Source organism: Epilithonimonas mollis (genome assembly GCF_900142325.1).
In the GTDB taxonomy this organism is placed as follows: domain Bacteria; phylum Bacteroidota; class Bacteroidia; order Flavobacteriales; family Weeksellaceae; genus Epilithonimonas; species Epilithonimonas mollis.
Genome location: NZ_FRAM01000002.1, coordinates 1 through 24,172, shown reverse-complemented (window position 1 = coordinate 24,172; position 24,172 = coordinate 1). Strand labels below are relative to the sequence as shown.

The window sequence follows — 24,172 nt, the reverse complement described above, 5'->3', positions numbered from 1 at the left end:
ATGCTAGGCTACATCCAATTCAAAAACCGCTTTCAAAGTTTGCGATACCCACCAGTCTTTTTCCACGGCAAACGGTGTTATTCCTCTTTTTTCGGCAACTTGTGTAAAAGCAAGGACCCTCGTTGATTGGGGAAGGGCTAAAAATTTATTTGTCATTATTTTTATTTATGGCGTTCCGCATTATTATCCTAATCCATTCTGGCGCAAGGCGAATGTCGTGTTCCAAGCGGTATGGATTTTCCTTTTTAAGTTTTTCTATAACTAAATCCTTTTCCTGTTGAGTGACATTGTCCTTCCCGATTTCTTTCAAAGCTTGGATTACAAGTCCGCTTATTTCACCAATCGCAGCGAGGTTTTTCGGGCTTGTTTTTTTGAATTTTATTTTTCTTTTGCCGAGATCAACTGTTCGTGCAGAACCGTCTGTAAGATACACCAAATTGAGGGGAATCTGGGTGGAGAGTCCTAGTGCATTGAGCGCCAGAATTCCCGTTGGAATAATGCGCGCCTTGTCTCTTTTGCGAATTACCTCTGCAATCTGTTCGGCAGAAGGCTGAATATTTCCCAAAACTGGATCCGTTTGTAAAACAGCGTAAATCCCCCTCGCGACACGGGAAATACCGCCGTTATTGACCAATCTTTCCAATGCTTTTGCAACTGCTCTGGCATTGCCGAAAGCAAGAAAGTCTTCAATAAAAAACAGCGTACCCCTCTTCGCTTTTTTTATTTTTACAAGTATTTTATCATCAATGCTTTGCATATGCAATTTACGGTTATTTTGTCGCAAATTTAGAAAATATTTGCGACGAAAAAGAAGATTCGCTTCTCAAATAATTAGAGAAATCGGACAAATAAAGATTGAAAATAGTCTTTCTAGAACCTGGAATAAAAAATAAATTATTAAAACACTTAATTAAACACAACCTCGGTTTTATAAAAGAAAGTCTTTGTTGTTTCGAAACCTTCTGCCCTTTTCATAAGATAATAATCCAATTTTTCGATGCTTGCGCTGGCTACTTTAATAATCTTCATAAAGTCAGAAAGTTCCATTATATTGAGATAACAGTTATATTGTGAAATTAATTTAAAAATTGAAATGTTAAAATCTTCCCATTCCCCAAATGAGGGTAATTCTGAAACTAAAATAATACATTGTGGTACTAACCCTTTGTTAATCTCAATTTTCAGATTTGATTTAGAGTCAAATACCGATATTTCATTTGATACACTTCTCAAAGCTCCGGCAAGTTGATTAACCGCCTTTAATATTTGCTTTTTAATATTATCCTGTTGTTTGGAAATGGATTTATCAAAAGCCTTTTGAGAAGATAAAACCTTGGATTCAATATAAAATGTTCCCAATTCATAATGGGCAAAAATATCGGTGAATTCCTTTTTTCTGCCTGAAGAATTGAAATAAGGATTGAGAAAAATAGTATTGATTTTAAATATAGACTCTAAGGGTTCGAACACTTTTTTTTCAAGCTGATCTCCCTCTTTTTCCTCTAAATAATGAGTGGTAATATTTTGATCAGTAATAAAGGCAGATTGTATCGCAACTGCATTGGAGACATTTATTTCTATTCTCTGAAAATCTTGATAGTTTTTGGCGTCAAAATCCAATTTCATTTGATCTAAAACTTTCTTCCAATTATCATTGTTATATTCAGTATCAATGTTTTGCCATTTAATTTCAACGGTATTCTCACTTAGGGTAGGATTGCTTGATAAAACGGGAACCCCCAATTCATCATAAAAGTCCAATAAAATTGAATTCCCTCTTTTCAATATTAATTTAAGTGCATCTATTTCAAGCAGAAAATTACTGGATTAAGTTACAATCAAGGGATTATCAATATGGTCATAAATGAATAATCCAATAACAGGGTATGTTTTTTCTGAAACAAAATACTGCCCTTCTAACATTTCTAATTTACATCCTTGGTTGATGGCTCTAATAATATGATTAGGCAACTTAATAATAAACTTCTCTAAACCATTGTCATAAAACCAGATTTCCACTTCTTCATCATTAAGGCGGGAAGAAATAAAATCATCCAATGTTTCATATTTATTATTAAAATCCAAAATCTATTAATCCAGTTTTTTTAAGTATTTGAATTTTACAAAACTTGCAACTATATCGACTTCTGGAAATAAAGTAGCTTGGTTGAAACCAAAGCTTTCCAGTTGTTGTAATATTTGAGTTTTAGACTTTTTATCGATAATAATTCGTTGATCTGAATCACTTCCTCTTTCAATCCATTTTTTGTTAAATTTAGCCATTGGCTTATATAACCCGAAAACAGTAAATAATGATGGACTAATACCAAAAATTAAGAATGCCCCATGTTGCTTGGCAATCCTTGGGTTGTCAAGTTTAGGTTTAACGGCATAAACAGAAGAAACATCTTTCGGATCGAGATTTATCTTCACGAATGTTATGTAGTAATTTCCAAAATATGTTTGACTGCATACTTCAATTGAGTCCTGAAGTTCTTTGCGGAAGTGACTTTGCAACTTTTCAACAAAAAAATATCTAAAAATGTTAACTTCTGAATTTGTTACAAGAGGAAACCTTACTTTAAATAAATTTAGAAAAGAATTAAAGACATGCTGAAATGGGTGCCCGTCATTTTCTTCGTAGCCCTCAATTATCTTCTCTTCATTGTCATTTAAAAAATTTAAAACTTTTGGGTGAATTTCATCAAAATGCTCATGTAGTTCCACAGGGAGTTTTTATTTAAACCAATAAAGCAATGTAAGTGATCATTTTACTGACAGTAAGCAAGTTAGATAATTTTATAAAAGCAAAAGGCATCGTATAAACCATTAAACAATCCCCGATTTAGTCCCTGATTTTAGAAGTAGGGACTAGAAATTGATACTTCAAATTTCTTCGTAATAAGTATTTTTCCCCTTCCTTTATTACATAAGTGGTTGCGTACGAGCAAAATAAAGTGCAACCGGTCTTTATTTTACGTGTTGCACCCTATTAAACATTGCTCATCAACAAGTATCTTAATAATTCAAAGTAATCCCTGCACCCCAGCTCATATCGCTGTCGTAGTGGGTTGAGATTCCGATATTTTTAGTGACGATATATTTAAGACCTGCCATATATTCTTTGTCGGTATTGACCATGAATGCCCCGCGCAAACGCGCTGTCAACGGAATGTCTTCACGTTTCAGCTGGAACCTTACAATTCCGTCTGTAAATATTTCTGCCTGCAGGTCCACCAACATCGGGAGTTTATACATGATACCAGCGCTGAAAGTTTTTCTTTCATCTTTAGTAGATGCCTGTCCAAAAAGGTTTTTTTCAATATTATTCCTGTCAATCTTTCTATAATGATAGTTAAATCCGATAAATGGTTTCAGCCACTGCATACGGTCCACATACCTGCCGAGTTGGGTTTCCACCTCGTAGCCGTGATGGGGATTGTAACCTAAACGCCATTCTGTTCCCAATTCCCAGCGGGCATTTGAGATCCTCGCCATCCCGTCGTTACCATTAGTAGCAAAATCGTTTTCGGCCATCAGGTGCCACATGTTACTTTCGCGCTGGAGCTTTTTGTAAGCTGAAGCTTTATCGGGCAGCAAAGGATTCTGATAATCACCAACAGCAAAAACACGGTTCATCCCCGCCATCATGTGATAGAGGATGTGACAGTGGAAAAACCAGTCCCCGTCAGTTTTTGCTTCAAATTCGATGACATTAGTTTCCATCGGCATAATATCCAACACATTTTTGAGGGGTGCCTGAACACCATTTTTGTTGAGTACGCGGAAATCAAATCCGTGCAGGTGCATCGGGTGACGCATCATTGAGTTATTGAAAAGGGTAATGCGGAGAATTTCCCCTTTCTTCACCAATATTTTGTCCGATTCTGCCAGGACTCTATCGTCCATGCTCCAAACGTAGCGGTTCATGTTTCCCGTAAGGGTAAACTTGAGCTCGCGCACGGGACTGTCTTTCGGAAGCGAAGTGTCATAAGGCGACTTCATCATTTCGTAATTCAAGGTGGTAATCCCGGAAGCAGGCATCTGGTGCTTTGAGTGATCCATTTGCGCATCGTTGTTGTCCATTGTATTCATCGGCATTGCTGCATTGTTTTCAGCAATAATCTCAGGGTACATCACCTGATTCATATCCATAGTCTGGTAACTCATCTCCATGCCCATATCCTTCATGTCACCGTTCATCTTCATCATGTCATTCATCATCCTCATTCCTTCAAAATATTTGAGTTTGGGTAATGGTGCCTGGGCTTTTTTAATTCCTTCGCCAATGTAAACGGAAGCCGATTTTGTGCGGTCTTCGGGCGTAACAAGGAGCTCGTAGGAGGTGTTTCTTTCAGGAATTTCCACTACGATATCCACTGTTTCAGAAACCGCCAGGATCAGGCGATCCACTTCGACCGGTTCAATGTCCAATCCATCACTGGCCACTACTTTTATTTTTCCTCCGGCATAATTGAGCCAGAAATAGGAGGAAGCACCGCCGTTGGCAATTTGAAGCCGAACTTTATCACCGGCTTTATATCGGGAGAGTTGACTTTCGATTTTACCGTTAATCAGGAATGCATCATAATATACATCGCTCACGTCCATGGCCAGCATCCGTTTCCACTCGTTGGTGAGTTTTGTTTTAAAGTGGCCTTCTTTAATGGCTTCGGCATAACTTTGAGTACTGCCTTTTTTAATAGCAAACCAGTCGTTCGCATTGTGGAGCATCCGCTGGACGTTGTTGGGGTTCAGGTTCGTCCATTCGCTAAGGATAAGATGCTCTGTGGGCAGATCATCTATCCCTTTCCGGAAGGTAGGATCTTCGGGACGTTTTTTCAGAATCATCATCCCATACATTCCAATCTGCTCCTGCAGGCCAGTATGCGAGTGATACCAGTGGGTTCCGTTTTGGATGATCGGAAACGAATACGTGTAGGTTGAATGTGGTGGAATGGGTTTCTGGGTAAGCCAGGGAACCCCATCTTCTTTATTTGGAAGATGAAGACCGTGCCAGTGCAGAGAAGTTTCTTCGTCCATTAAATTATGGACAATCACTTCCGCCGTATCGCCCTCATAAAACTCCAGTTTTGGCATCGGAATCTGCCCGTTTACGGCAATGGCGCGTTTCTGTTTGCCCGCGAAATTTACCAGGGTGTCTTTCACATAAAGATGGTAGGTCACTTTGCGTCCGCCTTTTAGGTGCTTTTCGGGCATGGGCATGACCATTTTGTGTTCACCATGTATCTGCATGTTTCCGTGTGCAGAATGATCTTCCTTCTTTCCTTTTTGAGGCACCAGATTCATACCGCACTTGGGACACTTTCCGGGTTTGTCCGATATCACCTCGGGATGCATCGGGCAGGTGTACATCTTTTGCGCTTCTTCATGCTGATGCGCATCTGAAGTTTGATGTTCCGGGGTTTTGCCGGTAGACTGATGCCGGCCGCTTTCCTTCTGAGGGACCAGATTCATACCGCACTTGGGACACTTTCCTGGTTTGTCCGAAACCACCTCGGGGTGCATCGGACAAGTGTACATCTTTTGCGCTGCTTCATGCTGATGCGGAGCAGGTGTTGAATGTTCCGGCGTTTTGATGCTCGCGGGGTCTTTCGGTACTGCTTTAGTCTTTGGCATCACCGGTTTTTTAACTTCCGTTACCGTCTTTGTTTTTGCAGCGGTAATTTCAGGTTTCTTACCCGTAGTTTTTTTAACTACGGTGGCCTTTTTAGGAGCGGGCGCGGATTTGGCCGCCGTTTTTTTCTCAGTAACGGTTTTCTTCACTAAGGTCATACCGCAAATGGGGCAGTTACCGGGTGCTAATTTCACGACCTGCGGATGCATCGGGCAGGTGTACACGGTTTTGGTGCTCTGTGAATAACTGTTTATGGACATTGCCATAAATAGAAAGAGCGAAAATATATATTTCATCTTGTGATTATTTAATTTTTAACAAACTTGCATTAAGTGCGACCACGATGGTGCTTACACTCATCAGCACTGCGCCCATGGCGGGACTCAAGACAAATGTAGGATACAGAACACCCGCAGCAAGTGGAATAGCCACGACGTTGTAGCCCACTGCCCATACGAGATTCTGGATCATCTTGCTGTAGGTTTTCTTTCCAAAATCTATCATTTTCACCACGTCTCGAGGGTCACTGTTGACCAGAATAATATCTGCGGTTTCGGCAGCAACATCAGTTCCGCTGCCAACTGCAATGCCTACATCTGCTGCTGCCAAAGCCGGTGCATCATTTACGCCGTCACCTGTCATGGCAACGATTTCTCCTTTATCCTGAAATTCTTTTACTTTTTCCTGTTTGTGGTGCGGAAGTACATTTGCCAAATATCCGTCCATTCCTAACTGCTTTGACACCGCCGCCGCTACCTTTTCGTTATCACCTGTAAGCAGGAATGATTTAATGTTCATGCTTCGAAGTTGGTCAATAGCTTCTTTTGCGCCTTCGCGAATGGTATCTGCTAAAGAAACAATACCCACGGGCACGTCATCAATCAAAATAAAGTTCACTGTTTCTGCATCCTGGTTGATTTCTTCCGGAATGGCAGGTACCTGTTTATTGTTTTGAACAAAATAATTAGGACCAGCCGCGACAACCGATTTACCGTTTACGATTCCTGTCACTCCAATTCCCTGCATGTAGCGGAAACTGTCTGACTTCCATAGCTCCAGTTTTTTCTCGGAAAGGGTCTGCATGATTCCTTTTGCAATGTGATGTTCGGAGTTCTGCTGCACTGCTGCTGCATACTGGAGTAAATCGTTTTCCGAATAGTGTTCCGTTAGAGGAATGATTTTCTGCACAGTGTGGGAGCCTTTCGTAAGGGTGCCGGTTTTATCGAAAATAATGGTCGATAATTTTCTGGTGGTTTCAAAAGCCGTTCGGTTTCTGATGAGTAAACCATTTGTCGCTGAAAGTGTAGTGGAAATGGCCACAACCAGAGGGATTGCCACTCCTAAAGCATGAGGGCAGGCTGTTACCATTACCGTTACCATCCGTTCCAGAGCAAAAGCCAAATCTCCCATGGTGATGTACCAGTAAGCGAAAGTTCCTACTCCCACCACAATTGCTACTATAGTAAGCCATTTGGCTACTTTATCCGCCAGATTCTGAGTGTTCGACTTTGCTGCCTGAGCATCCTGAACCAAATTAATGACCTTATTGAGGTACGAATCCTTTCCAACCCCTGTTGCTTTTATCTTCAAGGCACCGTCTCCATTGATAGACCCTGCGATAACCTTTCCACCGGACTCTTTTCTTACAGGAACACTTTCTCCGGTCAGCATGCTTTCATTTAAATAGGAACTGCCCTCGACAATCAGACCGTCAGCGGCGACTTTTTCGCCCGGTCTTATGATTACGGTATCTCCGTTTTTCAGCTGTTCCAGTTTTATTTTAACCGGACTTCCGTTCTGCTCGACGGTTACGTCATTTGGTAGTAAGGCAACTAGAGATTGCAACGCTTTTGAAGCAGCCATCTGCGAACGCATCTCGAGCCAGTGCCCAAGAAGCATGATCACAATTAAGGTGGCAAGTTCCCAGAAGAAATCCATGCCCGGCAGCCCGAATACGACTGCAACGGAATAGACATAAGCTACGGTAATCGCCAAAGCAACGAGCGTCATCATCCCAATAGCTCCGGCTTTCACTTCGCCCAAAAACCCTTTGAAAAAAGGCATTCCACCGTAGAAATAAATAATACTTCCCAAAACCAGAAGTACATATTTATCACCGTTAAAAGCAATTGTGAAACCAAGCCACTGCTGAATCATATGAGAAAGCAGAAGGACCGGAACGGTAAGTGCCAAAGAGATCCAGAATCTCTTCAGGAAATCCGGAGTATGATGACCTGCATGTTTGTCAAATCCCGCCGCTGAACTATCAGATTCTGAGTGATGATCATGATTCTGATGATGATGGCTGTGTTCGTCTTTTTCAGGTCGGGCGGTTCCTCCCAAGGGAATTAAGTTCATTCCGCAAAGTGGACATTTCCCCGGTTCGTCCTTCAATATCTGGGGATGCATGGGACAGGTGTATTTTTTCATAATTCAATTTTTTTGCGTTAAATTCTGCTATTTGAGATTACTTCCGGGTTTGAAGTTCCTTAATTTTCGCCCTCATGACGGCAATTTCTTCCTCCTGTGCTTTGATAATTTCCTCGCCCAACTTTCTCACTTCCGGATCGACCAGATTACTTTCTTCGACCATAAGAATAGCCCCTGCATGGTGTGGAATCATGGACTTTAGAAACTGGACATCTCCCACGGCTGTCTGCTGCCGAATCCCGGACCAAAACAGCACCATCATCAGCACTCCGAGGCCCATAAGAATTTTATTGAGTTTTTTGTTGGGATACATCTTCCCCATTAACAGCAGTTCGATGATTAACATAGGAGAAGCCATCAGGCCTGCCATGTATAACTGGTTTATGTTTGGAATTACGTTAGCCAGCTTGTCCACCATCGCATACATTAGTATAAACATTGAAATAAAGGAAATCAGAAGCATCCAAAATAACTTTTTGTATGCAGAGGCGTGGCTTTTTTGCGCGTGCTGGACAGACTCCTTGCCCGATTCCATTTCATGTTTGGAATGATTGCCTGTTGCTGAATCAGTATCCTTAAGCATGTTGTGATCATGTTCTGAATTTTTCATAATAATAATTTCTTATATGTTAACAATTTGGATGAATATTTTTTGTTCATAAATTATCTAAAATGAATTTCACTCTTTCTTCGGGAGGCAAAACCGGAACAAAAACGATAGTGAAACCGAGATTGGTATAGCTTTCTATTATCAACTGATGAATTAGTTTTTGATCGTCTTCATTTTCGGTTCTCGCATAGTCTTTGGTAAACGGCAATCGGTCTAGAATAAAGATTTTTTTGTAGGAAACCCCGTTGACGGCATTAAGTAACTTTTCATCATAATCCAAGTTTAAAAATTGATAATAAGCCATTGCGTCCGGGATAGCCCTGTCCAAAAAAACCATATCCTCCTTATTGAGCGATCCTTCTTGGGCAATCTGCATATCTAACACGCCCAATTGAAATTTCGTTTTATTGCTTCTGATTTCTTCAACAGAATTTCCTTCATTATGCATGGTATCAATGTAATGCCTGGCGTGCTCAATTGTCGTAAGGTAACCTTGCTTCTGAAGCAAATCAATGGTCGTTGTTTTTCCGGTACTGGGTCCGCCGGTAATCACATACCAGTTGGTCTCATTTGAATGCTTGATTTTACTGTCCGTTATATGATTCATCTCTCCAAATTATAATTCTTCAATATCATAAAGTTGCGGTATTTGCGAATCCCAGCCGTAGGTTTCTTTTATGCCCAGCTGCAGCGCTTCTGCGCCTTCCTTTTCTCCATGTACGATGAAAATTCTTTCAGGAATATTTGTTATTTCATTCATCCAACCAATGAGTTCATTGTGGTCTGCATGTGAAGATAGTCCTTCAATTTCCGCTATTTCCATATTGAAAGGAACCCATTTTCCATACACTTTTAGTTCTTTCTCACCATCCAATAGTTTTCTTCCACGGGTTCCTTCGGCCTGATAGCCTACAAAAAGCAGGGTATTATCAGGGTTTTGTGCCTGGGTTTCAAGATAGTTGAGCATTCTGCCACCGGTGAGCATCCCGCTGCCGGCGATAACAATTTTTGGTTTGTTGTCGGACCGCAACTCCATGGTTTCCTGATAGCTGCTGACCACCGTGAAATGATCGCACATTTCATCACATTCGTCGGTTGTTAACCGGTGCCAATCTCTGGTACGGTAAAACAGATCGAGTATGCTGGCTCCCATCGGACTGTCCATGATTATCGGTACTTTGGGTATTTTATTTTCGTTAAGCAACCTCCATAAAATAAGCATCATCAGTTGAGCACGTTCAACCGAAAAACTGGGAATAAACACGCTGCCTCCACGGTTAATGGTATCGTTGACTAATTTTTCAATCTCCAGAACCGCTTCCACTTCATCCGGATGAAACCTTCCTCCGTAGGTTGACTCTATGAAAAGAACATCCGCCTTTTCGGGTTTCAGGGGTGGATATAGCAGTAGATCATTGGTACGTCCAATATCTCCGGAAAAAACAAAACGTTTGCCATGTACATCCAACTCAATGAAAGCTGCACCCAAAATATGCCCATTGTACTGAAACCGTGCATTGATACCATCAAACAAAGGAATCCACTGTGATGGCGGAACCTCCTTAAAATGGGGCAATGTTTTTTCTACATCCTTCAGTCCGTACAGCGGTTCTGCGAGACTGTGTTTGGAGTAGCCTTCCTTATTGGCTCGCGCTGCTTCCTGTTCCTGTATTTTGGCACTGTCGTTCAGAATGATTGTGGCAATATCCAAAGTTGGATTTGTTCCGTAAACTAATCCACTAAAACCATATTTTACCAATCGGGGAAGGTATGCTGTGTGGTCGAAATGGCCATGAGTCAATAAAACGGCATCAATGGCTGAAACGTCCACAGGAGGATATTCCCAGTTTTTAAGCCGTAATTCCTTTAATCCTTGAAAAACTCCGCAGTCGATTAGGAGTTGATGTGCTCCTGTATCGATTAAATATTTGGAACCCGTTACTGTACCCGCAGCGCCCAAAAAATGAATGGTAATTTTTGTATTTTTCATTGGTCAGATTGATTTAGTGTTGAGTGCATAATTCTTTTGCGTCTTCGATAATGTTTTTATGGCGTGGTTTTGCAAGTCCGATTTGGTTTAAGACCCCCGGGTTTTCGTAAATTTCTCTGCAAAGAACTACACCAAGGTCTAACAATTTTGTTTTCTCGTTTTTTGTCAGGGTCGTTAATGCGGTTAATGGGTGCAAACCGGATTTGTCTATTCTCTCTTTTAAACCGTTCCCAAAAGGATAGTCCCAGCTTGCCATTAGTAAACCTGCACATTTCCCATATTGTGTGGCATCAGAAGTGAATCTTGTATTGGTGTACACACCTCCTTTAGATATTTTTCCTTCGTTACTTTTTTGTTTTTTCCACTGTTTTTCTACATCCAGAAATCTGGAATTGACATACAGAGGAATTTTTACATTGCAAAATCTCCCTTGGTCGCTGTGAAATTTACATTCAATAAAACAGTGCTGGTCGTCTTTGTCAGCGATGACATCTATTTCATGCGACACGCAATTTCCCTGAACAATGACCCCAACCTGGGTGGAAAAACCTTCATGAGCCATCAGTTTGCCCACTAATTTTTCAAAAGGAAAACCGGAGGGACCCAATTCAAAGAGTGCGTTTTTGAGTTTGTATTTTGAAGCACTTACGCGGGAATATTTTTTTAACAAATCAAAAGCAATTTTATAGATCTTTGTGGTGGTCATGCCTTCGTAAATCTTGGACTGAACCTCACCAACGATTTGCTGAATGACGTTTTCCCCAGCAGACGCGCGCCTAAGTGAATTAATGAGTTTTTCGACATCAAATGCGACAATATCTCCGGACTTTTTTACGATGCTAATGGGAATCTTCATTTTCTGATAGTTTGTTGAAACTTATTTTAGGCAACTGTTATCTTATTATCGAGATATACACTCTGTACCCTTTGTAGCAAGTTCACACCGTCTTTAAACGGGCGCTGAAATGCCTTCCGACCCATAATCAGTCCAGTGCCGCCCGCTCTTTTGTTGATGACCGCTGTTGTAATGGCCTCAAGCAGATCTGACTCACCTTTTGAATCGCCACCGGAGTTAATTAATCCGATTTTGCCCATGTAACAGTTCGCTACCTGCAGCCTGCAGAGGTCAATCGGGTGGGGAGTTGTTAGTGCCTCATACATCGCGTCATCGTATTTACCGAACTTAATGTTTTTGAATCCAAAATTATTTGTCGGCAATTTTTGTTTAATAATATCAGCTTGAATTGTTACTCCGATATGATTGGCTTGTCCTGTCAAATCCGCAGCGGAGTGATAATCCTGATCTGCTGTTTTAAATGCCTCATTTCGAAGATAGCACCATAATATAGTCGCCATACCGAGCTGATGGGCATGCTCAAACGCCTCGGAAATTTCTGTGATCTGCCTGTCGCTTTCGTCGGAACCAAAATAGATGGTTGCTCCTATGGCAAGGGCCCCCATATCCCAGGCGTTTTTAACTTTTCCAAATAGCGTTTGGTCATATTTATTTGGAAAGCTCAGTAATTCATTGTGATTAATCTTTACAATGAAAGGGATTCTGTGCGCATATTTTCGGGCATTCAAGGCTAACCCGCCGAAGGTAGAAGCCACACCGTTACAGCCGGCTTCGAGTGCAAGTTTTAAAATGTTTTCAGGGTCGAAATAGTCGGGGTTTTTATAAAACGAGTATACAGCACTATGCTCAATACCCTGATCAACAGGAAGAATGCTCAGATAACCCGTGCCGCCAAGATTACCCTGACCGTAAAGTTGAGCGAGACTCCGCAGAACCTGCGGGTTTCTGTTGCTATCGCCAAAGACCTTTTCCAGACTGTATTTGCCTGGAGTCAGCAGTTCATCTTTTGTAATTTTTTGGCAAACGTGATCCAAATAGAAGGCTGCCTTCTTGCCTAATAAGTCTGCAATGTTATCGTTCATTTTCATTTTTTTTTAAACTTTAATTTAATCCCTAAATTTCTATTTGTTTTAGAAATAGGCATTTGCGGAAGTGCGCGTCTTACAAATATTTGCAGGGTACAAAACCATTTTCCTTAACATTTCGTTTTATTAATTTGATAATTTACTTTTTGCTTACTCCTAATAAAAACTCTGTTTAACTCCAAGGCTTTCGTTGGTCTTAAGTATCGACTTTTCAGCGTCTGGTTCAATTCCGGTTAGGGCACGGATAGCGTCAATGGTTTCGGGGATTACGATAGCCTGATTATCGACTAGGTAAGCATAGAACACTTCATCTCCAACCACTTTCAGCATGTCTTGCCACAAGGCTACTTCATACATATCTCCATAAGGGCGGCCTATTGCAAGCATTAATTCCTTAACTGTATTATTAGCGGCTAACTCATCGCTGTATTTAATCATTGCAATTCTGGTAGATTTATTGAACGCATCCAAAACTTCTTCCTTATCGGCCTTTCTGGTCAACTGTACATTCCAGTAATGTAGATGGCTTAACGTTTCCGGTACTTTAACTGCTGATGTGATAACGTCAAAAGAGGGGTCAACGGATTGCGCATCCGGCCCCTGATGACTTGGTATTTCTTTTTCGGGAACCAGGGTATTCATAATCCCGGTCAAATGGCTTTCCCATGGGTCGGTTGCACGACGAAGTAAAGTGCCTCTTGCTTTTAAGAGCAAGCCTGCATTCTTCAGTGCGGTTAGTGTTCTTACAATGGAAGTAGTGTTACAGGAAACTACTCTTGTAGCATCAAGGTTAATTGCAGTTGCATAATTATTTTCGGCACTAAAGGAATGACCGGTTGCTTCATGCTTTTCACCTCCTTGTAATATAAACTTTTTACCAAGTTTTTTATAAAGCTCTATATTTTGAGCCGCAATTTTTTTGGGCGTACAATCCACAATAATATCTGAGGATGCAAGCAGATCGTTCAACGTGCCTGATGAATTTATGCCTGCTTCGTTCATCTTTGTTTTAAACATGTCATCGGAAGCAAACACGGGATATTTTTTCAATACTGCCATTTGAATGCGCCAGTCTGTTATTACATCGCATACACCTGCCAGTTCCATATCTTCTTGCAAATGCACTGCATCGGCAACCCGTTTGCCAATGACACCATATCCGTTAATGGCAACTCTTATTTTTTCCATAATATATATATTTAGCTTATCGATTAAATTAAAAGGTTTCCGATGTGTATTTCCTTTAATATTCTGTTTATGGCATTCCACCAGTTTCAAACCAATAGCTTATTCCATTAGGGCCTTTGCCAACCGGGATTGTGTGGATCACTTTTTGACTTGCCACATCAATCACAGAAACGGTATTATCTATAGTATTTGTTACAAAAACTGATTTACCATCGTTGCTTACTACTACACCGTGAGCCTTCTTAAATCACCACCCGTTTTAAATTACGCTGCCATTTTCCGGCATTCTTCGGCGCATTTTCTACAAGCTTCTGCACATTCACGGCAATGATCCATTCCATGTTGTGCATGTTTTTCACATTCTGCAGCACATGCTTCACAGATGTCGGCACAAATGCGGCAAATTTCTTTTGCTTTGTCGCTGCCGAGGCTCATTAACTGTGCTGAGGCATAGCAGATCGCTGCGCATTCCATGTCTAACTGAATGCATCTCGCCATCATTTTTACATCTTCTTCCTCAGTGCATGATGAAGCACAGTGATTACATATTGCAGCACATTTTAAACATGCTTCAATACAACTTTGGTACGTGTGATAACCTGTCATAATTGTTGGTTTTTATGTTAATAAATAGGTTGGTTTTTTCAATAAATATGCAGTTCCTGCGCTGATCCTGTCGCAATCATAAGTGCGTTTGATCAGGCAAGCTATTGCTGGCTACTTTGATTTTTTTTAAAAAATTTATTTGCTTCTTTCACTTAGTTTTCAGCGGAGCATTTCTACCGTTATCGTTCACATCGTACTAACATTATACTTGCCCGCGCAGTTCATACTTTTCAACAGCAACAGGAGCCACCAGACTTTTTTAAATTCTCATCTACGGAAGCGCCGGCAATACTATAACCTACTTTCGCCAAGGCTTGCGTTAACTGCGCGGTATTAATCGATTTCTCTGCTTCAATAACTGCGCGTGGTGGATGCAGACTCGCTTTTACATTCTGTATGCCATCAATTTCTTTCAACGCTTTTTCGACATTTTTAACGCAGCCTTCGCAGGACATTCCTGTTATTTCAATTTGTTGTTTCATTTTGTTTGATTTTATTCTTTTATATATTGTTACTTTCCGACTATCCGTTTTACAATACGTTCTGTGAGCCTTACTTGGCCAAACTCGTGTTGCAATAAAATAGTTTTTTGAAAGCGAGCTGGCTGTAATTACTACTGTAAAAGTACAAGTTTCTTAAACGAATGTTCTGCATAATTTTCGTTAGTTTCTGTATAATTTCGCTTTGAAAAAAAGGCCAAGTAACATCAAAACTATACCTGAAGTTTATCGAGAGTTGCGCAAAAGTCCCTGTGATTGCCGTTTCTATTTCGCAACTATTTCCTATTTATAATTTCATACGCCTAAGTTCTAAGGTTAACTAATTTCATCATAGGGTCTTCGATTGGCTAGTTCAGCATTTTTATACTCAGTCATGCTCTCTCCGGTAATCTCTTTAAACTGTCTAGATAGGTGGTTGACGCTGCTGTAATCCAGGAGATGCCCTATTTCTGAAAAGGTGTACTGCCTGAGTTGAATAAGTTGTTTTACTTTCTCAATTTTTAATTTAATAAAATATTTTTCGAGCGTTGTATTTTCAAAGTGTGAGAACAACTTGCTCAGTGACTTATATTCGTGGTTGAACTCCGTGCTTAAAATTTGAGATAGGTTTACCGTGGAATCGAGAGGGGGCTCTTCTATTTTACAAAGCAAAAAATGTTTAATTTTTTCGACGAGCACTTCCTCTGGACTATGGATTATTTCAAATTTATTGGTATGGAGAACGCTTTCAATTTTCGCCAAGATTTCAGTATGATTACCAGCCATCTCGTCGATTACCAATACCCCGAGTTCAATTGATGAAACCTTAATTCCCAGTTGTTCAAGCTCTTGCCTAAGCACTTTGAGACATCGGCTGCAAACCATATTTTTAATATTTAATTTCATCACGTTGTTTTTAATTTTTGTTGATTCTACAGCACAGTCTTTTCCGATCCTTTTTTATTCTAAACGACCATTTCTGATACTCTAAAGACCACAGGCGAGCGTCATTTCTTATGTTCTGCGTTACTTACTATATTCGTTGTCACGAAAAAAATCTAACAGTTCTTTTTTTTCATCCGCTGATAATCTGGCGTTTCCGTGCATCATGCGGTATGATCTTAAAGGCATTTCGTCTTTTTCAATCTGGCTGATGATGCTTTTTATTTTCGCTTTTTTCCGTCTTTTTGAATAGTTATTGAACTCATCAAAATTGAGTTCGTCTCTCCCTTTTTTAATATGCTGCGCCATAAACCAAGCGCCGGGCTGCAATTCTGAATACCACGGATATCGGCTGTTGTTGGAATGACAGTCATAGCAGGAAACTTTCAGAATAGCAGCCACGTTGGCGGGCACCTTTTCGGTTTTTTCAAAACTTTGACCTGGCGGAACGGTGGAGACATTACGCTCCACCGGTATGACCTGAATGACTAAAACAATAGCCACCACTAGCACCGCCAGCCAGCCTATCATATTCAATTTTCTCATATTACATTGTGCTCATATCGTGACCCGCCATGGGATCTGCCCCTTTCTTAAATATATATTCGCTGTTCAGCAGGTAGGCCCCGGACACCACTACTTCGTCTCCCGCCTTAATTCCTGATGTGATTTCTATTCTGTCTTCATATTCGAGACCCGTTTCCACCATTCTGTTGACGAAGGTGTTCTTCGCGGTTTTCACCCAGACCGTGGAAGATTTGCCATCCCTGATTACCGCATCCACAGGCATGGAAAGGCCATCACGGGATTTGTTTTCCACCAGAACATATACCGGCATGCCGGGTTTCAGCAGATTTCCTTTGTTAGGCACGGAAATGCGAACCAGATTTATCCTGCTGGAGGCGCTTATTTCTGGGTTTGTAAAATCAACCTTCCCATTAATCTTCAAATTATCCAGATCGGGAATATACACGGTAACTTTGCTGTCTTTCTGAAGGAGAGCCATTTGAGAGGAATAGACCTGCGCTTCCGCCCACAGCGATGAAAGATCTGCCAGATTCACGATGGTGCCACCTTCTGCAAGATAATCGCCTTCGGCAATGCTCAGATCGGTGATGTAACCGGCTGCATTGCTGAACACAGTGGTGGTAGCTGTGGCTTTTCCTGATCTTTCCAGCTGTTTGATCTGGCTTTCCGACATTCCCCATAAATAAAGCTTGTTTCGCGAACTTTGGAGCAGCTGGTCAAAATCAATGGACGTATTGCCGACGAAGAGCTTGCGTCTTTCTAATGCCAGCAAATATTCCTGCTTTGCATTATTGAGTTCTTCACTGTAAATATCGACCAACGGCGCCCCCTTCGGAACAAAATCGCCAATGTTTTTATAATACAACCGTTCAACTCTGCCCATTACTCTGGAACTTACTGCCTGCATTTGGTACTGATTAAAATTGAGTGTTCCGGTCAGGGTAAGTTTGTCGGCCATAGACCCATCAGATAGCGCGACTGTTTTGATATTCCCAAGTTTAACCTGCTCGTCATTCAAAACAATTTCGTTAGGATCCGCATTCTTTTTCTTCTCCACAGGCACCAAATCCATGTGACAAATGGGGCATTTTCCGGGTTTATCGGAGACTACCTGCGGGTGCATGGAACAGGTGTAGTAGATATCGTGGCCGGCATGCGGATCTTCCTCCTTTTTACAGGAGTAAAGAAAAACCAGCAAGGCAAGCATTAAAATATTGAATTTCATCTTATCAATTTTTATCTGTTAATTTTTATGAAACTTTCGCTGTCCATCAGGTACTGTGCATTTTCGGCAACTCCATCTTCAGGAAGCAAACCACTGACGATCTGAATTTTATCGCCTACCACCGCGCCGGTAACAACTTTATGGGCAATAAAACCGCCTTCTACTTTTTTGAACGCGATTTTATCAATCCCTAAAGAAACCACCGCTGATTTCGGCAGCCAGTCTGCCATTCTGTTGTGGCTCATAATCTCCGCTTTAACCTGACTTCCGACAGGAATTTTTGCGGTGGAATTATCAAAATAGACGCGCGCCGTTACGGTTTTGCTGCCCTGCCTGAAAAAGGGTTCAATAAAACCGATGATTCCTTTGAAGCGATTTTCAGGATTGGCTTCCGGGATGATCATGACTGACTGTCCTTTGCTGACCAGTGCAATGTCTTCAGAGAAAATATTGATCAGGGCCCAGGTTCTGTTGGGATTGTAGACACTGAAAATATTCTGTCCTTTCTGGAGATACATTCCCTCTTTTAGGGGTAGTTCAGCGGTGGCTGCCGTATTTGAAGCCATAGCGGGTGCAGATTGTGGTGATGACCCCATGCTTCCGGCCGATCCTGCCTGCTGAATGTGTCCGCTGTAATTGCTGAAAACCGGAACTGTGAGATCAGGTTTCCCTCGCTGGATGACTTTCTGTATCTGTGAAGCCGGCATTCCCAAAAGAAGGAGTTTCTGGCGTGAAGCATCGATCATTGTTTTGTTTGAGCGGTCATTTTTAATAACGAAGAGCAGGTTTTGCTGTGCGGTTAAAAGTTCCGGGCTGTATATATCTAAAATACGCTGCCCTTTCGACACTTTCTGGTATTTATACCGCACATAGAGTTTCTCGATACGGCCCGCAACGCGTGAGGAAATACTGCCAATCTGTCGAGTATCGTATTCTACCGTCCCTAAAGCATCAACCGTGGTGGGTATGTTTTCTCTTTTTACTTTTATTACGGGCTGTTCCGACACTACAAATTCATTGGTTGGTTTCAGCAGATCGTCGAGTTTAATCCCCTCTTCCTTTTTTTCAGGGGCATCTTTCAGGACCAAATCCATCCCACATTTGGGACATTTGCCGGGTTTGTCTGAAATCACTTCCGGGTGCATCGGACAGGTATAAGTATGCATTGCAGCTTCTGCCGAGTGCTTATCTTCCCAGAACTTAACTTTGTCACACGCCGTCAAACCAAATAAAAGCATAGTGAATATTATAATTTTTCTCATCTTCTTTCAATTAAGCGGTCAATTTCAGTTTGCGTCTGCAGTGCTTTGGTAAGGATCTCGAAATATTCCAGCTGGGCCATATTCAGCTGTTCCCATGCGTCATATAACATGAAGAGTTCTTCCGTATTCTGCTCATAGCCCAACTGCATGGATTTGTAGTTGTTTTTTAAGGCCGGAATAATGGTGTCTTCATAGAGTTTCAGCTGATTTTTATTCAGGTCCAGTTCGTTGCGCATTCCGTAGGCCATTCCACTGTATTCGTTCACCATCATTTCTTTCTGTGCCTGCAAGGCCTCTTCTTTCAGTTTGAGACTTTCAATATTGGCTTTATTCATGCCTGAAGCCCAGGAAACAAACGGCAGCTTTGCCATCAGCATGAGTGAAAACTGCATGGGCTGGCCGCCAAAACCAAACATGTTTTCGAACTTTACGCCAAATTCCGGCTTTAGATTCTGCTTTTCCAGATCCTGTTTGAGTTTGGCAATATTGATTTCCCGGTCGATGCCGCGGAGATCACTTCTGTTCTGATAAAATAGATCCTGACCAAAAGTCTCGAGAGAATAATCATTCAGGTTGTATTCCGGTTCAATCTCCAGTGGCGCGAGCGGGTCTCTTCCCATGAGGGCATTCAACCGGATCCGGTTGACGCGGAGGTCATTCTCGTACATGAGCTGCATGTTTGTGGTGCTTCCGAGGGCGGCTTTGGCTTTGTAATATGCAGATATTTTGGAAAGCCCGTTTTTGTACCGGATCTCGGCGTTTCTGATCATGAAATCCAGCATCTTTTCGTTTTCCTTTACGACCTGCAGCTTTTTATCCAGGACGATTGAACTGTAATACAGTTTTTTCGCATCCTGAAAGTTTTCATTGAGGGCCGCATAGAGTTTTTCCTTTTCTACGGAAGACATCGCCTTCATCAGATTTTCGTTGGCATCAAGTTTCCTTGTGTTGGGAAACATCTGCTCCACAGAAACTGCTACTGAGCCCATACCGAGCATTTCGCCATCCCGCTGCCAGAGTTTTGCATTATAGGGCGTCATGAAGAAACCGGCACCCACTGTGGGCGGCATCCAGCTTCTTGCACCTTTGGCGGCAGCATCCATTGACCGGATTTCGGCATTGTACATCTTTACCACCGGATGGTTGGCTGCGATACTGTCCATTACAGCGGGCAGGGACATTTGCTGAGCAAAAGTGGCGGTAAAAAGCAAGGTAAGTACTCCTGTTATTATGAATTTTTTCATTTTGTAATAATTAGGGATTAATGGGAAGCGTCCAGGACGTCAATTTTCCCTAGTTTATTCAGCTCCCATTCTTTCTGCATGTAAAAGATAATTGGTGTTACCAAAAGGATGTGAATGGCCGAAGTGAAAACACCACCAACCATCGGTAATACGATTGGTTTCATCATATCACTTCCCACGCCGTGGCTCCACAGGATGGGTACAAGCCCGAATAGGGTCACGCAAACCGTCATAATCTTTGGTCTTAATCTTTTGGCTGCACCATGAATGACATATTCACGAAGTTCTTCATTGGTGATGGTCTCCCTTGAGTTGCCATTTTTTGCAATAAGCTGAACCATGGCGTCGTTCAGGTAAATGACCATCACGATTCCGGTTTCTACCGCAAGTCCGAACAGTGCAATAAAGCCGACTGCAACGGCTACGGAGAGATTAACACCCCAAAGCGAAATCATGAATACGCCGCCGATTAAGGCAAAAGGAATACTGATGAGATTAAAGAAAGCTTCACGGTAGGAATTGAATGCAAAGTACATGGAAATAAAGATCACGATTAATACGAGGGGCATAATCATTTTTAAAGTCTGCTCTCCGCGAATCAGGTTTTCGTACTGACCGCTCCATTCCACGAAATAACCTTTTGGCATTTTGTTCACCATGTTATTGAGTTTTGCCTGGGCTTCTTTTACGGTACTGCCTAAATCCCGGTCGCGTACGTTGAATAGAACAGATCCACGCAACATTGCATTTTCAGAATTGATCATTGGTGGTCCTTCTGTAAGACGAATGTCAGCCACTGCACTTAGCGGAATGGAACCAAATTCCATCGTCTGCATTGGCAATCTTCTCAGAGATTCCACATTATTTCTGAAATCCTGGCCGTATCTGGCATTTACCGAAAAGCGCTGTCGGCCTTCTACGGTGGTGGTGAGTTTCATTCCGCCGAGCGCACTTTCCACGACGGCATTTACATCATCCACACTTAGGCCGTATCTTCCTATTTCTTCGCGTTTCACTTCAATATCCACATATTTTCCGCCGGTAATGGGTTCTACGTACATGTCTTTTATTCCTTCAATACCGGTGAGTTCCTTTTTTATTTTTTCGGAAAGGACCGCGATACTGTCCAGGTTCTGTCCGTACACTTTTACGCCCACATCCGTTCTAATCCCTGTTGAAAGCATATTGATCCGGTTGGAAATCGGCATGGTCCAGCCATTGGTTACGCCGGGAATCTGCAGTTTAGCATTCAATTCATTAATAAGATCGTCTTTTGTAAGGCCGTCGCGCCATTCGTCCTGAGGTTTCAACAGAATGATGGTTTCAATCATGGAGATGGGTGAATTATCTGTCGCCGTGTTTGCTCTTCCGGCTTTTCCGAGGACATGATCCACTTCCGGAACTCCTTTAATGATTTTATCCTGCACCTGAAGTAATCTTTTGGCTTCAGAGTTCGAAATATCAGGCAAAGTGACCGGCATAAAGAGTAGTGAGCCTTCATCTAAGGGCGGCATAAACTCACGGCCGAGGTTCATAATTAAAGGGATGCTGATAAGAAGGGCAAGAATATTAATGCCAAGCGTTGTTTTTTTCCATTCCATGCACCAGCGAATGATGGGTTCGTATATCCGCTCAAGCCCTCTGTTTATCGGGTTTTTATTGTCATCCTTAAACTTTCCTTTCATGAAAAAAGAGATAAGCACCGGTGCAAGGGTAAGTACCAGGATCGCATCAACGATCAGTATAAAGGTTTTGGTGTACGCCAGCGGGTGAAAAAGTTTACCTTCCTGACCTGTCAACATAAATACGGGGAGAAAGGAAACCACGATAATCACCGTAGAGAAAAAGACCCCTCTGGATACCTGTAAGGATGATTTTTCGATAATCTTCAGCCGAATATCTTCGGGAATTTTAACGTAACTCTCTTTCTCTTTGTCTTTTTTTCTGAATATATTTTTAAACCAGTTGGTTTTCATTGTTATGGGTTTTTATTTTGTTGATGGTTCTGCCAATCGGAGAGATTTTTATAGGCATTTTCGGACATGATAATTCCGTTATCTACAATCACCCCAATTGCCAGCGCAATTCCTGTAAGGGACATGATATTGGAGGAAAGTCCAAACGCATTGAGCAGAATAAAACTGATGGCAATGGTGACCGGAATCTGAATGATGATGCTCAATGCACTTCGCCAGTGGAATAGGAACAGAATAACAATGATTGCCACCACGATAATTTCTTCAATCAGCTTGGTTTTAATATTGTCTATTGCCCCTTCAATCAGCGTACTGCGGTCGTACGATGTTTTGAAAGTGACACCTTCAGGTAGTCCTTTTTCAACGTCCTTCATTTTCTCTTTCACATCGTTGATGACCTTATCTGCATTTTCGCCATACCGTGCCACAACGATACCGCCCACAACTTCGCCTTCACCGTCTGCATCAAAAATACCCAGACGCAGATCGCCACCCATCTGTACAGAGCCAATATCTTTGACCCGCACGGGAATACCGTTGTAATTTCCCAAAGCAATTTCCTCGATATCGGCTACGTTCTTGATATAACCCAGGCCGCGAATGACATAGGCCATATCAGCCATCTCAAATTTACGTCCGCCCACATCATTATTGTTGGCTTTCACTTTGTTCATGACATCCATCAGAGAGACGTTATAGTACTGGAGTTTTACAGGATCTACAATGAGTTGGTACTGTTTTTCGAAGCCGCCAAAGGAGGCTACTTCCGCCACACCGGGAACCGTCTGCAGAGCAAATTTCACATACCAGTCCTGGAGGGCGCGCTGGTCTCCCAAATCCATTTTAGGTGCATCGAAATGGTACCAGAAGACGTGACCAACGCCGGTACCATCCGGTCCGAGCGTAGGCGTTACGTCTTGCGGGAGTAGGCGTTGGGCATAGTTGAGCCGTTCCATTACCCGGGTTCTGGCCCAGTAAATGTCCACGTTATCTTCGAAAATAACATACACGAAGCTCATCCCAAACATGGAAGCGGCGCGGATGTTCTTAATTTTCGGAATTCCCTGAAGGTTGCTTACCAGAGGGAAAGTCACCTGATCTTCCATAATCTGGGGACTTCTGCCCATCCACTCCGTAAAAACGATGACCTGGTTCTCACTCAGATCCGGAATGGCATCGATGGGATTGTCCCTTACCGCAAAAATACCCCAGATAAAAAGGCCGATTGCTATCAGCAAAACGAAATACCTGTTGCGGAGGGACAGTTTGATTAAATTTTGAATCATGGTTCTGTACGGTTTTACTTAATTTCTTCCTGAACCTCGCCACATGAAATCATTTTTTTGCCATAATAAGGATTCTTCACCTCACGTGAATCGCTAAGCCAAAAAGCGCCTTTTTTATCGTTATACATTGGACAAAATACTTTGTACACCGGTTTTGGAGTTCCGAAATCTTTCAGCAGGTCGTAAAAATCGGCGCTCATTATGTCCAGATGTTCGCGCTGATGATCAATCTTTCCGGCGTTATCTGCAATGTGCTCGGCGTGTTCACTGATGCTTGATTCGAGGTCAGCAAATTCTTTTTTCTGTTCAGCAGAAAAACCGTTTATGTCTATTTTAGGAAAGGACGCCAGGATTCCTTTTGCTGCACTCACCGCTTCTTTATCATCATCACCTGACAACGCGAATGTAAGGTGGGTGTAATGAGAATAGAGCTCCGTAAGGTCAGCGGTAGTTTTTTTGGCGGTGGTCACGGTTACCTTAGCATCCATTGCCATATTGTCCATCGCTGAACTGTCCGACATCGTGCTCATATCATGCTGCATTGATGTTTCAGTGGTGCTTTTCTGTTCTTTGTTTTCTTTGCAGGAAGTAAGTGCAAATGTTCCGACTGCCAAAAGGCTGAATAGTACTGTTTTCATTATTTTATAAGTTTAAAGGTTATTTATTTTTTATTGAAAAAGGCTTTGTAGTTTGCTTTGTTTTCGAAGTACACGACATTGTCGTTTTTATCGGATATCGCTATAATTGCGGTTGCTTTATCGATAAGTTGGTGAGAAATCGGATCGTATGCCATCCGCGCATTTTCTTCCTGCGGGATTCTCAGTTTG

At 42.0% G+C, this 24,172-nt stretch carries 23 protein-coding genes and 1 pseudogene; all 24 read right to left on the bottom strand.

Features of this window, described 5'->3' with window-relative positions:
* Positions 1-3: 3 nt before the first annotated feature.
* On the bottom strand, positions 4-156 hold the full coding sequence (locus BUA97_RS17320; protein ID WP_245795855.1) for a hypothetical protein: 153 nt from the start codon (positions 154-156) through the stop codon (positions 4-6).
* Positions 146-757, bottom strand: a complete 612-nt coding sequence (locus BUA97_RS07540) for a DUF6088 family protein (RefSeq protein ID WP_072997255.1) — start codon at positions 755-757, stop codon at positions 146-148. The genes BUA97_RS17320 and BUA97_RS07540 overlap by 11 nt, the downstream gene beginning before the upstream one ends.
* Positions 758-906: 149 nt before the next feature.
* The gene (locus BUA97_RS07535; protein WP_072997254.1) at positions 907-1,785 is read right to left on the bottom strand and encodes a hypothetical protein; all 879 of its coding nucleotides are present in this window, start codon (positions 1,783-1,785) and stop codon (positions 907-909) included.
* Positions 1,786-1,827: 42 nt separating this feature from the next.
* Positions 1,828-2,058, bottom strand: coding sequence for a hypothetical protein (locus tag BUA97_RS07530; RefSeq protein ID WP_072997253.1), 231 nt, complete (start codon positions 2,056-2,058; stop codon positions 1,828-1,830).
* A gap of 33 nt (positions 2,059-2,091) precedes the next feature.
* Positions 2,092-2,727 carry a hypothetical protein gene (locus tag BUA97_RS07525; RefSeq protein WP_072997252.1) on the bottom strand — a complete coding sequence of 212 codons (636 nt, stop codon included), beginning with the start codon at positions 2,725-2,727 and terminating at the stop codon, positions 2,092-2,094.
* Positions 2,728-3,018: 291 nt separating this feature from the next.
* Entirely contained in the window at positions 3,019-5,544 is a 2,526-nt protein-coding gene (locus BUA97_RS07520; protein ID WP_449401672.1) for a multicopper oxidase domain-containing protein, read from the bottom strand.
* A 397-nt stretch (positions 5,545-5,941) separates the two neighbouring features.
* Positions 5,942-8,068: a heavy metal translocating P-type ATPase gene (locus BUA97_RS07515; RefSeq protein ID WP_072997251.1), complete on the bottom strand. Its 2,127-nt coding sequence runs from the start codon at positions 8,066-8,068 to the stop codon at positions 5,942-5,944.
* A 37-nt stretch (positions 8,069-8,105) separates the two neighbouring features.
* Positions 8,106-8,678 (bottom strand): DUF305 domain-containing protein, encoded by a 573-nt coding sequence (locus BUA97_RS07510; protein WP_223200381.1) that lies wholly within the window; start codon positions 8,676-8,678, stop codon positions 8,106-8,108.
* Positions 8,679-8,724: 46 nt separating this feature from the next.
* Positions 8,725-9,285, bottom strand: coding sequence for an AAA family ATPase (locus BUA97_RS07505; protein WP_034871875.1), 561 nt, complete (start codon positions 9,283-9,285; stop codon positions 8,725-8,727).
* Between the two features lie 9 nt (positions 9,286-9,294).
* Entirely contained in the window at positions 9,295-10,668 is a 1,374-nt protein-coding gene (locus tag BUA97_RS07500) for an MBL fold metallo-hydrolase RNA specificity domain-containing protein (RefSeq protein WP_072997250.1), read from the bottom strand.
* 13 nt (positions 10,669-10,681) lie between these two features.
* Positions 10,682-11,524, bottom strand: coding sequence for an ATP cone domain-containing protein (locus BUA97_RS07495; RefSeq protein WP_072997249.1), 843 nt, complete (start codon positions 11,522-11,524; stop codon positions 10,682-10,684).
* Positions 11,525-11,550: 26 nt separating this feature from the next.
* The gene (locus BUA97_RS07490) at positions 11,551-12,612 is read right to left on the bottom strand and encodes a class I fructose-bisphosphate aldolase (protein WP_072997248.1); all 1,062 of its coding nucleotides are present in this window, start codon (positions 12,610-12,612) and stop codon (positions 11,551-11,553) included.
* Between the two features lie 153 nt (positions 12,613-12,765).
* On the bottom strand, positions 12,766-13,797 hold the full coding sequence (locus BUA97_RS07485) for a type II glyceraldehyde-3-phosphate dehydrogenase (protein ID WP_072998504.1): 1,032 nt from the start codon (positions 13,795-13,797) through the stop codon (positions 12,766-12,768).
* Between the two features lie 67 nt (positions 13,798-13,864).
* Positions 13,865-14,014, bottom strand: a pseudogene (locus BUA97_RS17470) (hypothetical protein); the annotation flags it as partial.
* Positions 14,015-14,061: 47 nt separating this feature from the next.
* On the bottom strand, positions 14,062-14,403 hold the full coding sequence (locus BUA97_RS07475) for a four-helix bundle copper-binding protein (RefSeq protein WP_059333872.1): 342 nt from the start codon (positions 14,401-14,403) through the stop codon (positions 14,062-14,064).
* Positions 14,404-14,633: 230 nt separating this feature from the next.
* Positions 14,634-14,885, bottom strand: a complete 252-nt coding sequence (locus BUA97_RS07470) for a heavy-metal-associated domain-containing protein (RefSeq protein WP_084081284.1) — start codon at positions 14,883-14,885, stop codon at positions 14,634-14,636.
* Positions 14,886-15,218: 333 nt separating this feature from the next.
* Positions 15,219-15,788, bottom strand: coding sequence for a helix-turn-helix domain-containing protein (locus BUA97_RS07465; protein WP_059333873.1), 570 nt, complete (start codon positions 15,786-15,788; stop codon positions 15,219-15,221).
* Positions 15,789-15,908: 120 nt separating this feature from the next.
* The gene (locus tag BUA97_RS07460) at positions 15,909-16,370 is read right to left on the bottom strand and encodes a heme-binding domain-containing protein (protein WP_072997246.1); all 462 of its coding nucleotides are present in this window, start codon (positions 16,368-16,370) and stop codon (positions 15,909-15,911) included.
* A gap of 1 nt (position 16,371) precedes the next feature.
* Positions 16,372-17,577, bottom strand: a complete 1,206-nt coding sequence (locus tag BUA97_RS07455; protein ID WP_072997245.1) for an efflux RND transporter periplasmic adaptor subunit — start codon at positions 17,575-17,577, stop codon at positions 16,372-16,374.
* An 11-nt stretch (positions 17,578-17,588) separates the two neighbouring features.
* The gene (locus BUA97_RS07450) at positions 17,589-18,839 is read right to left on the bottom strand and encodes an efflux RND transporter periplasmic adaptor subunit (RefSeq protein WP_227587140.1); all 1,251 of its coding nucleotides are present in this window, start codon (positions 18,837-18,839) and stop codon (positions 17,589-17,591) included.
* The gene (locus tag BUA97_RS07445; protein ID WP_072997244.1) at positions 18,836-20,083 is read right to left on the bottom strand and encodes a TolC family protein; all 1,248 of its coding nucleotides are present in this window, start codon (positions 20,081-20,083) and stop codon (positions 18,836-18,838) included. Before BUA97_RS07445 ends, BUA97_RS07450 begins: the two co-directional genes overlap by 4 nt.
* A 17-nt stretch (positions 20,084-20,100) precedes the next feature.
* Complete coding sequence (locus tag BUA97_RS17395) at positions 20,101-22,059, bottom strand: efflux RND transporter permease subunit (protein WP_072997243.1); 1,959 nt, start codon at positions 22,057-22,059, stop codon at positions 20,101-20,103.
* A 2-nt stretch (positions 22,060-22,061) separates the two neighbouring features.
* Entirely contained in the window at positions 22,062-23,345 is a 1,284-nt protein-coding gene (locus BUA97_RS17390) for an efflux RND transporter permease subunit (RefSeq protein WP_072997242.1), read from the bottom strand.
* A gap of 14 nt (positions 23,346-23,359) precedes the next feature.
* Positions 23,360-23,983, bottom strand: a complete 624-nt coding sequence (locus BUA97_RS07430) for a DUF3347 domain-containing protein (protein ID WP_072997241.1) — start codon at positions 23,981-23,983, stop codon at positions 23,360-23,362.
* Positions 23,984-24,172: the final 189 nt, after the last annotated feature.